The organism is Actinokineospora sp. NPDC051303 (assembly GCF_055586285.1).
This window is the reverse complement of the sequence record NZ_JBVJIN010000002.1, coordinates 1-14,248: the sequence shown is the minus strand read 5'-3', so window position 1 is coordinate 14,248 and position 14,248 is coordinate 1. Positions and strand designations below refer to the sequence as shown.

The 14,248-nt window shown below is 70.5% G+C and carries 11 protein-coding genes; 7 read left to right on the top strand and 4 right to left on the bottom strand.

The window, feature by feature from the left end; genetic code table 11:
* Positions 1 to 57: 57 nt before the first annotated feature.
* Positions 58 to 2,259: an esterase-like activity of phytase family protein gene (locus tag ACZ6SD_RS01770; RefSeq protein WP_465314970.1), complete on the top strand. Its 2,202-nt coding sequence runs from the start codon at positions 58 to 60 to the stop codon at positions 2,257 to 2,259.
* Here ACZ6SD_RS01770 and ACZ6SD_RS01765 read toward each other — a convergent pair.
* Both ACZ6SD_RS01765 and ACZ6SD_RS01760 read right to left on the bottom strand, forming a co-directional pair.
* Complete coding sequence (locus tag ACZ6SD_RS01765) at positions 2,256 to 3,422, bottom strand: MFS transporter (RefSeq protein ID WP_465314969.1); 1,167 nt, start codon at positions 3,420 to 3,422, stop codon at positions 2,256 to 2,258. The genes ACZ6SD_RS01770 and ACZ6SD_RS01765 overlap by 4 nt on opposite strands.
* Before the next feature lie 109 nt (positions 3,423 to 3,531).
* Entirely contained in the window at positions 3,532 to 5,790 is a 2,259-nt protein-coding gene (locus tag ACZ6SD_RS01760) for a (Fe-S)-binding protein (protein WP_465314968.1), read from the bottom strand.
* 199 nt (positions 5,791 to 5,989) lie between these two features.
* On the opposite strand from ACZ6SD_RS01760, the gene ACZ6SD_RS01755 reads away from it, so the two are divergent.
* A complete protein-coding gene (locus ACZ6SD_RS01755; RefSeq protein WP_465314967.1) occupies positions 5,990 to 6,562 on the top strand; it encodes a TetR/AcrR family transcriptional regulator in 573 nt (190 codons plus the stop codon).
* A 3-nt stretch (positions 6,563 to 6,565) separates the two neighbouring features.
* Here the strand turns inward: ACZ6SD_RS01755 and ACZ6SD_RS01750 are convergent, their stop codons facing one another.
* Positions 6,566 to 7,375, bottom strand: a complete 810-nt coding sequence (locus ACZ6SD_RS01750) for an alpha/beta hydrolase family protein (protein WP_465314966.1) — start codon at positions 7,373 to 7,375, stop codon at positions 6,566 to 6,568.
* A gap of 389 nt (positions 7,376 to 7,764) precedes the next feature.
* Between ACZ6SD_RS01750 and ACZ6SD_RS01745 the strand changes: the two genes are divergently transcribed.
* The 5 genes from ACZ6SD_RS01745 to ACZ6SD_RS01725 all read left to right on the top strand — a co-directional run bounded on the left by ACZ6SD_RS01745 (position 7,765) and on the right by ACZ6SD_RS01725 (position 12,902).
* Positions 7,765 to 8,565: a DUF4097 family beta strand repeat-containing protein gene (locus tag ACZ6SD_RS01745; protein WP_465315237.1), complete on the top strand. Its 801-nt coding sequence runs from the start codon at positions 7,765 to 7,767 to the stop codon at positions 8,563 to 8,565.
* Between the two features lie 152 nt (positions 8,566 to 8,717).
* Complete coding sequence (gene dnaK / locus ACZ6SD_RS01740; protein ID WP_465314965.1) at positions 8,718 to 10,574, top strand: molecular chaperone DnaK; 1,857 nt, start codon at positions 8,718 to 8,720, stop codon at positions 10,572 to 10,574.
* 49 nt (positions 10,575 to 10,623) lie between these two features.
* Positions 10,624 to 11,277 (top strand): nucleotide exchange factor GrpE, encoded by a 654-nt coding sequence (grpE, locus tag ACZ6SD_RS01735; protein WP_465314964.1) that lies wholly within the window; start codon positions 10,624 to 10,626, stop codon positions 11,275 to 11,277.
* Positions 11,278 to 11,298: 21 nt separating this feature from the next.
* Entirely contained in the window at positions 11,299 to 12,480 is a 1,182-nt protein-coding gene (gene dnaJ, locus ACZ6SD_RS01730) for a molecular chaperone DnaJ (protein ID WP_465314963.1), read from the top strand.
* Positions 12,477 to 12,902: a heat shock protein transcriptional repressor HspR gene (locus tag ACZ6SD_RS01725; RefSeq protein WP_465314962.1), complete on the top strand. Its 426-nt coding sequence runs from the start codon at positions 12,477 to 12,479 to the stop codon at positions 12,900 to 12,902. The genes dnaJ and ACZ6SD_RS01725 overlap by 4 nt, the downstream gene beginning before the upstream one ends.
* A gap of 20 nt (positions 12,903 to 12,922) precedes the next feature.
* Here the strand turns inward: ACZ6SD_RS01725 and ACZ6SD_RS01720 are convergent, their stop codons facing one another.
* Positions 12,923 to 13,741 carry a hypothetical protein gene (locus ACZ6SD_RS01720; protein ID WP_465314961.1) on the bottom strand — a complete coding sequence of 273 codons (819 nt, stop codon included), beginning with the start codon at positions 13,739 to 13,741 and terminating at the stop codon, positions 12,923 to 12,925.
* Between the last annotated feature and the right edge of the window lie 507 nt (positions 13,742 to 14,248).

Genomic DNA, 14,248 nt, shown 5'->3' with positions numbered 1-14,248 from the left:
GGTGGGCTTCGCTCGACTGGGTTACAAACCGGGGCCCACTTCGAGCTTGGAGGCCCTGTGCCGGTTCTGCCCCGTCGAGTCCTGGTGAGCGTGGTCGCCGGTGGACTCGTGGTTTCCCTGGTGTCCTTACCCACGTCGGCGTACGCGCGCGGCGGGGACCGGTTCCAGCGGGTCGACACCCTGTCGGTGTTCCACAACACCTCGGCCGACCAGCACACCGCCGCCGAGATCGCCGCGGCGACACCGGACGGGCGCACCGTCGTCTACACCGACTCCCCCGGTGAGCGGATCGGGTTCGCCCAGGTGAACGGGCGTGGGGAGCTGGCGCCCGCCGGGGTGCTGGCCATGCCGGGTGAGCCGACCTCGGTCGACATCCGCGGCGGCCTCGCCCTGGTCGCGGTCAACACCTCGCCGTCGTTCGCCGCGCCCGCTGGGGAACTCGTCGTGGTCGACATCGCCGAGCGGGCCGTCGTCGCCCGGCACGACCTCGGCGGGCAGCCCGACTCCGTCGACCTGTCCCCGGACGGCCGCCACGCGGCGATCGCCATCGAGAACGAGCGCGACGAGGACGTCAACGGCGGCGCGATCCCGCAGGCGCCCGCCGGTTTCCTGGCGATTGTGGACCTCGTGGGCGCGCCGACCGCGTGGGCGGTCCGACGGACGGAGCTGACCGGGCTCGCCCAGGTCGCCCCCGAGGACCCGGAGCCGGAGTACGTCAGCGTCAACGACCGCGGCCAGGTCGCGGTGACCCTCCAGGAGAACAATCACATCGCCATCGTCGACTTGCCCACCGGCGCGGTCGTGCGGCACTTTCCCGCGGGCAGCGCCACCGTGTCCGGGGTGGACACCAAGACCGACGGGCGCATCGCCCCGACCGGCACGGTCACCGCGGCCCGCGAGCCCGACTCGATCGCCTGGCTCGGCGACGGCCACCTCGCCACCGCCGACGAGGGCGACTACCTCGGCGGCACCCGCACGTGGACGGTCTTCGACGCGCTGACCGGCGCGGTCGCGTTCTCCTCCGGCACTGAGCTGGAGGACCTGGCGATCCGGCAGGGGCAGTACCCGGAGAAGCGCGCGGGCAAGAAGGGCGTCGAGCCGGAGGGGCTGGCCGTGGCGACCTACGGCGGCCACCGGTACGCGTTCGTCAGCCTGGAACGCGCCAACCTCGTCGCCGTCTACCAGGTTGACGACCCGCGCGCGCCGAAGCTGGTGCAGGGGCTGCCGACCGGGGTCGGCCCGGAGGGCGTGCTGCCGATTCCGGCGACCGGCACGCTGGTCGTCTCGTCCGAAGAGGACTCCGCCGAGGACGGTGTGCGGTCGTCCCTCACCTCTTACCGGCTGACCGGTGTGCCCAACGGGATCGCGCTTCAGGCCAACCAGGCCGCGCCGTCGATCGTGTCCGACGGCATCGGCTTCGGCGCGCTGTCCGGCCTGTCCGCCATCCCGGGCGACGCCAGCCGCGTTGTCGCCGTCACCGACTCCGCGTACACCCCGACCCGCGTCCTCACCATCGACACGGCGGCGCTGCCCGCGCGCGTGGAGCGCGAGTTGACCGTCACCAAGGACGGCAAGCCGGTGGGCTACGACGGCGAGGGCATCACCGCCCGTCCCGGCGGCGGGTACTGGCTGGCCGCGGAGGGCGACGCGAAGAAGACCGTGAACCTGCTGGTCGAGGTCGACGCCGGGGGCGCGGTCGTGCGCGAGGTCCCGCTGCCCGCGGGGGTCGCCGCCACCGCGACCGGCAACGGGTTCGAGGGCGTCGCCGTCGTCGGCGAGCACGTGTGGGTCGCGGTGCAGCGTGAGTGGAAGGCCGACGTCCCCGGCCAGGCGACTCTCGCCCGCTTCACCCCGGCCACCGGCGAGTGGGCGTTCGTCGCTTACCCGCTCGACACCGCTCCTACCGGCGCCTGGGTAGGACTGTCGGAGCTGACCGCTCTTGACGGCCACACCCTGCTTGTCCTGGAACGCGACAACCAGCGCGGTGACGCGGCGACTCTCAAGAAGGTCTACCGGGTCGACATCAGCCGCGTCACGCCCGCCGCCGAGGGCCAGCCGAAGCCGGTGCTGGCCAAGCGGCCGGTGCGCGACCTGATCCCGGCGCTGCGCGCGGGCGGCGGCGCCGTCCACGACAAGCCCGAGGGTCTCGCGGTCGTCGGCAAGGGGCCGTTCGCCCGCCTCGTCGGCGTCGTCGACAACGACGGCCTGGACGACGCCCCCGGCGAGTCGGTGTTCCTGCGCCTGGGCTTCGTGTTCTAGAGGGGTTCCAGGGTTTCACCGCGCACGGGAGTGAGCAGGACGGCCGCCGCCGGGAGGGCGGCGGCCACTGCCAGCGCCCAGGGCCAGCCGATGGCGGTGACGACGGTGGCGAACGCCGGGGCGACGGCTAGGCCCATGCCGTTCTGACCGGTGCTCTGGACTCCCAGGGCCCGGCCCGCCCACGCCGGGCCCGCGAGTTCGGCGGTGGCGGTGAAGGCGAGGCCGTTGTCGGTGACCGAGATGATCATCGCGGCGATCAGGCCCACCGCGGCCAGCCAGGGCGCCACCGCATCGCCGACGGCCCAGACCAGCATCGCCAGGGCCGCGGCCACCGCGATGGTTCGCATCGGGCGCATCCGGCTGGCCACCCGGTCGGACCAGACGCCCGCGCCGACGCGGCCAGCGGCCCCGGCGACCTGGACCACGGCCAGCGCCGCGCCCGCGGTCACCGCGGGCCAGCCCTGCTCGGTGACCAGGTAGGTCAGGGCGAACGTGCCCGCGACGAACTGTGGGCCGACCAGCAGGGCGCTGGCCAGGTGCACCCGCCACAGCCGTGGGAACCGGTACGGCGAGCGGGAGGCCCGCAGTTCGGCGCGCGGTTTCCGGGGCGGGTCGAGCAGGGCGACGGCGACCAGCACGGCCATGGCCAGGCATAACGCGGCGGGAATCAGCAGCGCCGAGCGGTAGCCCCACGCCTGCGCCGCCGGGGGCAGGGTAAGCGCGGCGATGCCGACGCCGATCGGCTGGCAGGTTTGCCGGATGCCCATGGCGAGCCCGCGTTCTCGCACGTCGAACCAGCCGAGCACCGCCCGGCCGCTGGCCGCGCTGATCGCCGCCGCGAACGCCCCGGCGACCACCAGCAGCGCGCCCAACGGCACGATCCCCGGCACCACAGCGGCGGCCAGGGTCGCCGCCCCGGAGCCCGCCATGCCGATGGCCATGACGACGCGCTCGCCGAAGCGGTCCGCCGCCGCGCCCCACGCGATCAGGGCGAGCAAGAGGCCGAGGATGGGGATGACGGACAGCGTGCCCGCCTCGGCGAGTGTCAGGTTTTCCGCCGCGCGCAGAGCCGGTATGACGAAGGGCAGCCCGTAGACCAGGGCGCTGGTGGCCGCTTGGGCGGCGACGGCCACGGCCAAGATCACCCAACGACGTCTCGACATATCGTTAACATAGCTAACGATTCTTGGATGGCGGAACAACCTTCCCGCATCCTGAAACGCCGAAGGGGCCCGACCCCAGTGGGTCGAGCCCCTTCGAGCAGGCCGAGCGTCAGTTGCCCGCGGTCGGCGCCTTGTCCTCGTCGGGCAGCGGAGTGCCGGTGCCGACCTCGTCGGTCGGGGTGTCCTGCGGCTCCTTGCCCCGCCGCACCGCCGTCAGCAGAAGCTGCGCGACGTCCACGACCTCGACGTTCTCGCCCGCGATGCCGTCCGACTGCCGGGCGGTGAGGCCGTCGGTGAGCATCACGCGGCAGAACGGGCAGCCGGTCGCGATCTTCGACGGCGCGGTCCCCAGCGCCTCGTCCACCCGCTCGACGTTGATCCGCTTGCCGATGCGCTCTTCCATCCACATCCGGGCGCCACCGGCGCCGCAGCACATCGCGCGGTCGGCGTGCCGCGGCATCTCCCGCAGCGTCGCCCCGGACGCGCCGACCAGCTCACGCGGCGCGTCGTAGACCTTGTTGTGGCGGCCCAGGTAGCACGGGTCGTGGTAGGTGATGTCCTCGGCGACCGGGGCCACCGGCACCAGGCGCCGCTCGCGGACCAGCTTGTTCAGCAGCTGCGTGTGGTGCACGACCTCGTACTTGCCGCCCAGCTGCGGGTACTCGTTGGCCAGCGTGTTGAAGCAGTGCGCGCAGGTCACGACGACCTTGCGCTTACCGGCCTCGCGGCCCTCGAACACCGAGTTGATGACCTCGACGTTCTGCTGCGCCAGCATCTGGAACAGGAACTCGTTGCCCGCGCGCCGCGCCGGGTCGCCGGTGCAGGTCTCCTCCGAGCCGAGCACGACGTACTTGACCTCGGCGGTGTGCAGCAGCTCGGCCACCGCGCGGGTGGTCTTCTTCGCGCGGTCCTCGAACGCGCCCGCGCAGCCGACCCAGAACAGGTACTCGGTGTCAGCGGCCAGCTCGCCGTCGAACACCGGGACCTCGAAGTCCAGCTCCTCGGTCCAGGCGAGCCGGTCCTTGGCGTTCTGGCCCCACGGGTTGCCCTTGTTCTCCAGGTTCTTGAACATGCCGCCCAGCTCGGACGGGAAGTTCGACTCGATGAGCACCTGGTAGCGGCGCATGTCGACAATGTGGTCGACGTGCTCGATGTCCACCGGGCACTGCTCGACGCAGGCGCCGCAGGTGGTGCAGGACCACAGGACCTCGGGGTCGATGACGCCGAGCTCGTCCACGCCGCCGATGAGCGGCCGCTCAGCCTCGGCGAGGGCCAGCACGTCGATGCCCGCGTGCGGGTTGTCGCCGGTCAGGCCGATCTCTTCGCCCGCCATGTCCTTCTTGCCGCCCGCGAGCAGGTACGGAGCCTTGGCGTACGCGTGGTCGCGGAGCTGGGTGATGACCAGCTTCGGCGACAGCGGCTTGCCGGTGTTCCACGCCGGGCACTGCGACTGGCACCGGCCGCACTCGGTGCAGGTGGTGAAGTCGAGCCAGCCCTTCCAGGAGAAGTCCTCGACCTTGCCCGCGCCGAACGCGTCGACCTCCGGGTCGGCTTCCTCCAGGTCGAGCACCTTGCCGCCGGACATCATCGGCTTGAGCGCGCCCAGCGCCACCCCGCCGTCGGCCTCGCGCTTGAAGTAGATGTTGAAGAACGCGCTGAACCGGTGCCAGGCCACGCCCATGGTCATGTACTTGGCCACGACGTAGACCCACACCATCGCGCCCATGAGCTTGACGAACGCCAGGCCGGAGACCAGGTTCTCGCTGGCGGGCAGGATCTCGCCGAGCGGGTTGCTGACGAACGCGGCCCACAGCGGAAGCTCGTGCGCGCCGAGGGCGGCCTTGCTGGCCCGGACGCCGAGGATGCCGATGCCCTCGAAGATCACCACGGCCTCGACGAAGTACGCCTGCCAGAAGTTGGAGCCCTGGAAGCGCGACTGCCGGTCGGCGCGGCGCGGGTGGTTGCGCTGGCGGATGATCGCCAGGGCCACGCCGCCCGCGATGGTGCCCAGGCCCAGCAGCTCCATCAGCAGGTGCCACAGGTTGATGTGGTCGAGGATCGGCCAGCCCCAGGTGGGGACGAACACCTCGCCGTAGGCCTCGAACAGCGCGGCGGAGCCGATGAGGAAGCCCCACATCACCAGCCAGTGCCAGAAGCCGACGTGCCGGAACTTGTTCATCCTGGTGTGCGCGGCGAACTCGGTGATCAGCGTCTTGAGCCGCGGGATGAACGGGCCGTTGCGGGTGGCGTCGGGCTGCCCGAGACGCACGATCGAGACCATCCGCACGATCGTGCGAATAAACATGCTCCAGGCCACGAGGCTGACCGCGACCGCGATCAGGCCCAGGGTTAGCTGCACGGCACCCATGTCGTGGTGACCTTCCGTTCAGTTCGGTTTGGGGCGGAACCTTACGCCTTCTTACTCGTGAGTAACCAGTCTGAGAAGTCCGGGGTCGCAGGTGTGGCGCACGTCTCCGAAACTATCTGGACGATAGTTCAGGTAGTTTGGCCGACATGTGCGCACCCATCCTGCCCCCGATCGCCCACGCGGGCGCGCCGGTCCCCCGGTGACCCGCGGCTACCGCCGGGTCGACGGCCGCAAGGCCCGCGGCGACCGGCGGCGCGCCGCGATCATCGAGGCCACCCTGCGGGTGATCGAGCGCGACGGCGTCGCCGGAGTCACCCACCGGACGGTCGCCAAGGAGGCCGACGTGCCGCCCGCGTCGATCACCTACCACTTCCCCGGGCTGGACGACCTGCTGGTGGCCACCCTGCTGCTCTCCGCCGAGAGCATGGCCGTCGAGGTGCGCGACCAGATCGAGTCGAGCCGCATCAAGGGCAGCAGCCCCGCTGGCGCGGTCGCCGAGATGCTCGCCGAGGCGCTCGGCCCCCGCCGCGGCCGGACCATGGCCGAGTACGAGCTGTGCCTGCTCGCCGCGCGCCGCCCCACCCTGCGCCCCGCCGCGCGGCTGTGGCTCGACGTGCTGACCAGCCTGGCCCGCCAGCCCGACGAGGTCCGGGTCCGGGCGTTCCTCGCCGGGGTCGACGGGCTGCTCATGCAGGGGCTCATCGATGACGAACCACCGACAGCGGCTGAGCTGCTGCCGGTGGTCGCCCGTCTGTTGGAGCCGTTGCGCTGAAGGTCAGCCCAGCGGGCAGGTGGCGCGGTAGTCGACCAGCACGTCACCGGTCGCGGTCGGGCACAGGAACTGGGTGTAGCGGGTGTCCTGGTCCACGAACCGCTTGAGCCAGGAGACGGTGAGCTTGCCGATCACCTGGTGCTCCCAGGTGAACCGCACGTGGTTGACGTCGAGCTTGGCGTAGGCCTTCTCGGGCCGGGTGATGCTCGCGTAGAACTTCTCGGCGTGCTCCGCGGGCGGGGCGCTCTGGTCCTGGGCGCCGCTGAGGATCATGGTGGGCACCTGGATTTCCGACCAGGTCTTGTCCATCGCCCACGGCGCCAGCGGCACGATCGCCTTCAGGCTGGGCCGCTGCGCGGCGGCGAAGAGCGTGCCGCCGCCGCCCATCGAGTGGCCGACCGCGGCCAGCCGCTGCGGGTCGAGCCGGGACCGGACGTAGGCGGGCGACTGGCCGGTGAGGTAGTCCAGCGCGGCGACGATCTGCTTGCCGCGCTCGAACGGCTGGTCGTTGAGTTCATTCGTGGTGATGGTGACCGCGATGAACCCGTGCGAGGCGAGTCGCTTGCCGAGCCAGACGATCGAGTTCTGGTCGGCCTGGAATCCCGGAGAGATGACCACGCCACCGAAAGTGCCCACGCTGGTGTTGTTGGGGTAGTAGATCGTGCCTTTGCCGAAACCGGTCGCTTCCGCGTCGGGAATGGCGAACTGGGAATAGTTGAACGGCCCGTCGGCGGCCCGCACGCTCTGCTCGGTTGGGTTGGGTCCTCGCTGGTAGGAGGTGGTGGCAGCGGTCGCGGCGGAGGTGGGTGTCACCAGTCCGGCCGCGATGGTGAGAAGCGCTGGAATCGCAAGGAAAGACTTTGTGAATCTCACGGGTGGAACTCCTGGTTCGCGCGTCTCGAAATGTTGATCAATGGTGCGGACCCCGCTGCGGACTTTAAGTAGTTAGCTACCCTCAAACAAGAACTTGAGGGTTCACAAGGTGCTTAATTAACCCGGTTGAGGATGGCCGTTCTTTTTGATCTTTTCGGGATAGTGAAATAGCGATCTTGGGCGCGCCGGTCAGGGGCGCCTCAGGGGCCGGGTCCGGGGCGTCCCTGATCCGCCGCGGGGCGGGGCGGCCATAGCGTCGGGGCCGTAGCAGGTTCGCCGACGAGGGGTGTGCAATGGCCGCGAGGACACAGCGGAGAGTCGTGCTGGGAATGGCAGTCGCGGGGGCGGTGGCCATCGCCGCGACGGTGGGGGCCTGCGGGACCGCCGTCCACGGGTACTCCGACGACGCGGTGATCGGGCAGACCGTGCGCGGCGTGCGGCTCGCCAGCGCCAGTGGCGCGGTGCGGCTGCGGGCGGGGAACACGACGACGGTGCACCGGCAGGTGTCGCACGCGGGCGCCAAGCCCGGCGCGACGCACCGCGTCGAGGGGGACGTGCTGGTCCTGGAAGGCTGCCCGATCCGCGACTGCTGGGTCGACTACGACGTCGTCGTGCCCGAAGGGGTGACGGTGTCCGGCGACGTCGACTCCGGCTCGGTCGACATCGAGGGGGCGTCCTCGGTGAACCTGCGCTCGTCGTCCGGGGACGTGCGGGCGCGCCGGGTGTCGGGGACGGTCAACCTGGTCGCGAACTCCGGGACGGTCGACCTGACCGACATCGGCGAGCGCGTCACGATCGACGCCGACTCCGGCGACGTGCTTGCCCGCGACGTCCGCGGCGACCTCACCGCCCAGGTGGAGTCCGGCCGCGTCGAGGCGCAGGGCGCGCGCGGCAAGGTCGACGTGGCCACCTCATCCGGCGACATCGCCGTCCGGCTGGCCGAGGCGGGCGACGTCCGGGCCCGCGCGGGCAGCGGCTCGGTCGAGGTCAGCGTCCCGCGCGGGGGCTACCAGGTGACCGCGACCGCGGACAGCGGCGAGGTCGCCAACACCGTCGGCCACGACCCCGCCGCGGCCCATCGCATCGACGTGACCGCCGACAGCGGCGACGTCACGGTCGCCTTCGGTTGAGCGGACGGCCCTCGGGAACACTCGCCGCGGGACGCGCGTTGAGGGTGCAGGAAGGTTGAGCGGGGACGGCTCAAGTCTGGAAACTGAGTCCGGTACGCTCAACTCAGTCAGGCGCACGACCAACGACAGCACAGCAACAGCAGGAGGAAGAAATGGCGCGAGCGGTCGGCATCGACCTGGGGACGACCAACTCCGTCGTCGCCGTCCTCGAAGGCGGTGAACCGACGGTTATCGCCAACTCGGAGGGCTCGCGGACGACCCCGTCCATCGTGGCGTTCGCCAAGAACGGCGAAGTGCTGGTCGGGCAGCCCGCGAAGAACCAGGCTGTCACGAACGTGGATCGCACGGTCCGGTCGGTCAAGCGGCACATCGGCACCGACTGGAAGACCGAGATCGACGGCAAGGGCTACACCGCGCAGGAGATCAGCGCCCGCGTGCTGATGAAGCTCAAGCGCGACGCCGAGGCGTACCTGGGCGAGACGATCACCGACGCGGTGATCACCGTCCCGGCGTACTTCGAGGACGCGCAGCGGCAGGCCACCAAGGAGGCTGGGCAGATCGCGGGCCTCAACGTGCTGCGGATCGTGAACGAGCCGACCGCGGCGGCGCTGGCCTACGGCCTGGACAAGGGTGCCAAGGAGCAGACCATCCTGGTCTTCGACCTCGGCGGCGGCACCTTCGACGTCTCCCTGCTGGAGATCGGCGACGGCGTCGTTGAGGTCCGCGCGACCAGCGGTGACAACCACCTCGGCGGCGACGACTGGGACCAGCGCATCGTCGACTGGCTGGTCGAGAAGTTCAAGGCGTCCAACGGCATCGACCTCACCAAGGACAAGATGGCGCTGCAGCGCATCCGTGAGGCGGCCGAGAAGGCGAAGATCGAGCTGTCCAGCTCGAACAGCGCCAACATCAACCTGCCCTACATCACCGTCGACGCGGACAAGAACCCGCTGTTCCTCGACGAGAACCTCTCCCGCGCGGAGTTCCAGCGGATCACCGCCGACCTGCTCGACCGCACCCGCACCCCGTTCAACAACGTGGTCAAGGACGCGGGCATCTCCGTGGGCGAGATCGACCACGTGGTGCTCGTCGGCGGCTCCACCCGGATGCCCGCCGTCGCCGAGCTGGTCAAGGAGCTGACCGGCGGCCGCGAGGCCAACAAGGGCGTCAACCCCGACGAGGTCGTCGCGGTCGGCGCCGCCCTGCAGGCCGGTGTGCTCAAGGGCGAGGTCAAGGACGTCCTGCTGCTCGACGTGACCCCGCTGTCGCTGGGCATCGAGACCAAGGGCGGGGTGTTCACCAAGCTCATCGAGCGCAACACCACCATCCCGACCAAGCGCTCGGAGATCTTCTCCACCGCCGACGACAACCAGACCACCGTGGGCATCCAGGTGTTCCAGGGTGAGCGCGACTTCGCCGCCGACAACAAGAAGCTCGGCACGTTCGACCTCACCGGCCTGCCGCCCGCCCCCCGGGGCGTGCCGCAGATCGAGGTCACCTTCGACATCGACGCGAACGGCATCGTGCACGTCAACGCGAAGGACCTGGGCACCGGCAAGGAGCAGTCGATGACCATCACCGGCGGCTCCGCGCTGCCCAAGGAGGACATCGACCGGATGGTCCGCGACGCCGAGGCGCACGCCGAGGAGGACAAGAAGCGGCGCGAAGAGGCCGAGGTCCGCAACCAGGCCGAGACCCTCGTCTACCAGACGGAGAAGTTCGTCAAGGACAACGACGAGAAGATCCCGGCCGAGGCCAAGGAGAAGGTCAACTCCGCGATCGCCGAGGCGAACGAGGCGCTCAAGGGCACCGACATCTCGGCCATCAAGGCCGCGATGGAGAAGCTGGCCACCGAGTCGCAGACCATGGGCGCCGCCCTCTACGCCGACACCGGCGCCGCCGCGTCGGGCGACGGCGCGGGCTCCGCGTCGTCGGAGGCCAAGGCCGACGGCGCCGACGATGTGGTGGATGCCGAGATCGTGGACGAGGACAAGGACGCCAAGCGTTGAGCCGGGCCAGTTCGAGCTTCCGACCGACGAGTGTCAGCGAGGTGGCAGAGTGACTGATCAGCACAACGGCGAGAACTCCGGCGAGGAGCCTCAGGTCGTGGTGCGCGATCGGCGGCGGATCGACCCGGAGACCGGGGAAGTCCGGCCGGGCGAGAACGGGGCGGCCGCGCAGGCCGCCCCGGCCGAGCCCGCGGGCAGGCACGCGGCCGACGAGCAGGACGGGGAGCCGGTGGTCGACACCTCGGCCGCCGTCCAAGCCCAGCTTGACGAGCGCACCGCCGACCTGCAGCGCCTGCAGGCCGAGTACGCCAACTACCGCAAGCGGGTCGACCGCGACCGCGAGGTCGTCGCCACCGCGGCGAAGGCGCAGATCGTGACGGACCTGCTCTCGGTGCTCGACGACCTGGAGCGCGCCGAGGCGCACGGCGACCTCACCGGCGCGTTCAAGGCCGTCGCCGAGAAGCTGACCGCGACGCTGCAGAAGACGGGCCTCGAACCGTTCGGCCACGAGGGCGAGCCGTTCGACCCGTCGGTGCACGAGGCCGTGCAGCACAACACCTCCACCGAGGTGGCCGGGCCGACGGTCACCGGCGTGCTGCGCCGGGGCTACCGGTTCGGCGACCGCGTCGTGCGGGCCGCGCTCGTCGCGGTCACCGACGCCGAGGCCGGGCCGCCGCCAGCCGCGGCGCAAGACCAGGAATAAGGCGAGAGGAGGGGACGTCCGGTGAGTGCCAGGGACTGGATCGACAAGGACTTCTATCGCGAGCTGGGCGTCTCCTCCGACGCCTCGGACGCGGAGATCAAGAAGGCGTACCGCAAGCTCGCCCGTGAGCTGCACCCGGACGCCAACCCGGGCGACGCGACCGCCGAGGCCCGGTTCAAATCGGTGTCCGAGGCGTACGGGGTGATCGGCGACCCGGACAAGCGCAAGCAGTACGACGAGGCCCGCGCCATGTTCGGCTCCGGCGGCTTCCGCCCCGGCGGCTTCGGCGGCGGCAACGGCGGCTTCGACTTCGGCGACATGTTCGGCGGCCAGGCGGGCGGCGGCGGCTTCAACCAGGGCGGCGGTCTCGGCGACCTGTTCGGCAACCTGTTCAACCGCGCCCGCGGCGGCGGCGCGGGCGCCACCCCCCGCCCCCGGCGCGGCGCGGACGTCGAAACCGAAGTCCGCATCGACTTCGTGGAGGCGGTCAAGGGCGCGACCGTGCCCCTGCGGCTGTCCAGCCCGGCCACCTGCGACACCTGCCGCGGCTCGGGTGCCCGACCGGGCAGCGCCCCCAAGACGTGCGCCACCTGCGGCGGCGTCGGACTGGTGAGCCGCAGCCAGGGCGCGTTCGCCTTCAGCGAGCCGTGCCGCGACTGCCGGGGCACCGGCCGCATCATCGACGACCCCTGCCCCGACTGCGGCGGCGAAGGCGTCAACACCAAAACCCGCACCCTCACCGTCCGCATCCCCGCGGGCGTCGAGGACGACCAGCGCATCCGCCTCGCGGGCCAGGGCGAACCCGGCAGGCAGGGCGCGAGCGCGGGCGACCTGTACGTCCGCGTGCACGTCACCCCGCACCCGGTGTTCGGCCGCAGCGGCAACGACCTGACGCTGAAAGTGCCGGTCACCTTCACCGAACTCGCCCTGGGCACCACCCTGACCGTCCCCACCCTCGACGGCGTCGTCAGCCTCCAGGTCCCCCCGGGCACCGCGTCCGGCCGGGTCCTGCGCGTGCGCGGCAAGGGCGTGGCCAAACGCGACGGCCAGGTCGGCCACCTGCTGGTCACCCTCCAGGTGGCGGTTCCGGGCACACTGTCGGAGGAGGCTAAGTCGGCCCTCAAGTCGTACGCGGAGATCGCCGAGCACGACCCGAGGCCGGAACTGACCGCTCTGGTGCAGAAGGCGAGGCAGTCGTCATGAACCCCTTCCCGCCGGGAGCCGACGAGGACACCCCGGTCTTCGTGATCTCCGTGGCCGCCCAGCTCTCCGGCCTGCACGCCCAGACGCTGCGCAGCTACGACCGGCTCGGCCTGGTCTCCCCCGGCCGAACCCCCGGCGGCGGGCGCCGCTACTCCATGCGCGACATCGCCCTGCTGCGCGAGGTGCAGCGGCTCTCGCAGGAGGCCGGGGTCAACCTGGCGGGCATCAAGCGCATCATCGAACTGGAGAACGAGGTCGACGCGCTGCGGACCCGGGTCGCGGAGTTGACCGAGGAGCTGGCGTCGGCTTACGCGGCGGCTGAGCAGGCGGCGGCTGCTATCCACAAGTCCTACCGGCATGAGTTGGTGCCGGTTCGGCAGGAGACCGCGCTGGTTGTCTGGCGGCCGCAGAAGCGGCGCTAGTCGGTTGCCGCTGTCGTTCGCTAGTCGTTGAGGATGTCGACGCGGAGGGTGTCGGTGTCGTGGAGCAGGGTAAGGGTGAGCCGCGCGCGGCCGGGTTCGCGGCCGACGATCACTACCCAGCGGTTGTTGGCGTAGGACAGCAGGCGTAGACCGGTGTATCGGTAGTGGGGTTTTCCCTGGTCGTCGGTGAGTCGGGTTTCGGTGACCTGGGTGTCGGTGAAGGCCAACCGGGTCGCGCTGTGGACGGTGAGCGCGGGGCGGGTCGAGGGATAGCGGTTGATGTACTCGGCAAGGGCTGTTCCGCTGCGGCCCGCGTAGACGGCGGTGGCCCAGAAAACAGCGAATCCGACGATGGCGGCGACGATCACTCGCCCTAGGCGTTGGCCGTGGAGCAGCGGGGCTCCGACGACGGCGCTCGCGGCGAGCGCGAACGCCCCTACCAGCGGTTCCGCGTGCCCGGAGAGCGCGACTACCGCCCAGAGCAGCAGGGCCAGCGTGGTGATCACTTGAATCGCGAGTGGCACGCGGAGTCGCTGGCCCCGGATGAGCAGGGTGCTTTCGGTGAATCGTTTGGCGAGCCGGTTCGTGAGGGTTAGCAGGATGAGGCAGCCCAGGACGATCGCGGCGGGTTTGAAGATCACGCCTACGCTGCGGAGCAGGTAGTCCTGGACGGAAAGCCGTAGCGCTGCCTGGTCGAGGCCGAAATAGCCGTAGAGGGCGTTCTGGCGGTTCCAGCCGAAGTAGAGCAGCACGGCGGTGATGGCCGTGGTCGGCGCGACGATCAGGCTGGCGGTTTCCCATACGGTGCGGGCCGCGCTCGCGCCGTCGGGCTCGGTCATGTCGTGATTGGCGGAGTGGTTGTTTCCGCGACCGTGGGTGACGGGGGCACTCCGGGGATCTCTGTTGGCTCGATGACCGTGCTTACGCCTGGGATGTCGTCGGGTTCTGGGGGTGTTGTCGTGGTGGGTTTGGTGCCTGCTGACGTTTTGGTTCGGGTTGTGGTGGGGTCGGCTGGCGTGTTTGTGCTGGGTGTGTCGGGGACTGCTGGGGAATCGTTGCCGTGGCAGCCGGATAGCGCGGTGGTCAGGATGATCAGTGCTGCGGTCGCTGTTCGCTTGGGCATGTTGATCACTTCCCAGTGATGTTTCACTTGGTAAGTGGGTCGTTTGTGTTGGGTGTTCGCGTTAGCGGGGTTCGCTCGATTGGGGGGCTGGTTGCTCGATGGGATGAGCGGGGTCTCGGGGCGGCTGGGTGTGGGGTTGCTCGATGGGGTGGAGTGGTTTCTTTGGGGCCCCTACGAAGGAAGATCCCGTCGTGGGAAAGACGGGTGGGGAGCCTTCGGCCCC

Bases quoted from the DNA above. Each gene is read 5' to 3' on its own strand.
- ACZ6SD_RS01725 (WP_465314962.1), top strand. From the start codon at position 12,477: ATGAACCCCTTCCCGCCGGGAGCCGACGAGGACACCCCGGTCTTCGTG.
- ACZ6SD_RS01720 (WP_465314961.1), bottom strand. From the start codon at position 13,741: ATGACCGAGCCCGACGGCGCGAGCGCGGCCCGCACCGTATGGGAAACC.
- ACZ6SD_RS01745 (WP_465315237.1), top strand. From the start codon at position 7,765: ATGGCAGTCGCGGGGGCGGTGGCCATCGCCGCGACGGTGGGGGCCTGC.
- ACZ6SD_RS01765 (WP_465314969.1), bottom strand. From the start codon at position 3,422: ATGTCGAGACGTCGTTGGGTGATCTTGGCCGTGGCCGTCGCCGCCCAA.
- dnaK (WP_465314965.1), top strand. From the start codon at position 8,718: ATGGCGCGAGCGGTCGGCATCGACCTGGGGACGACCAACTCCGTCGTC.
- ACZ6SD_RS01760 (WP_465314968.1), bottom strand. From the start codon at position 5,790: ATGGGTGCCGTGCAGCTAACCCTGGGCCTGATCGCGGTCGCGGTCAGC.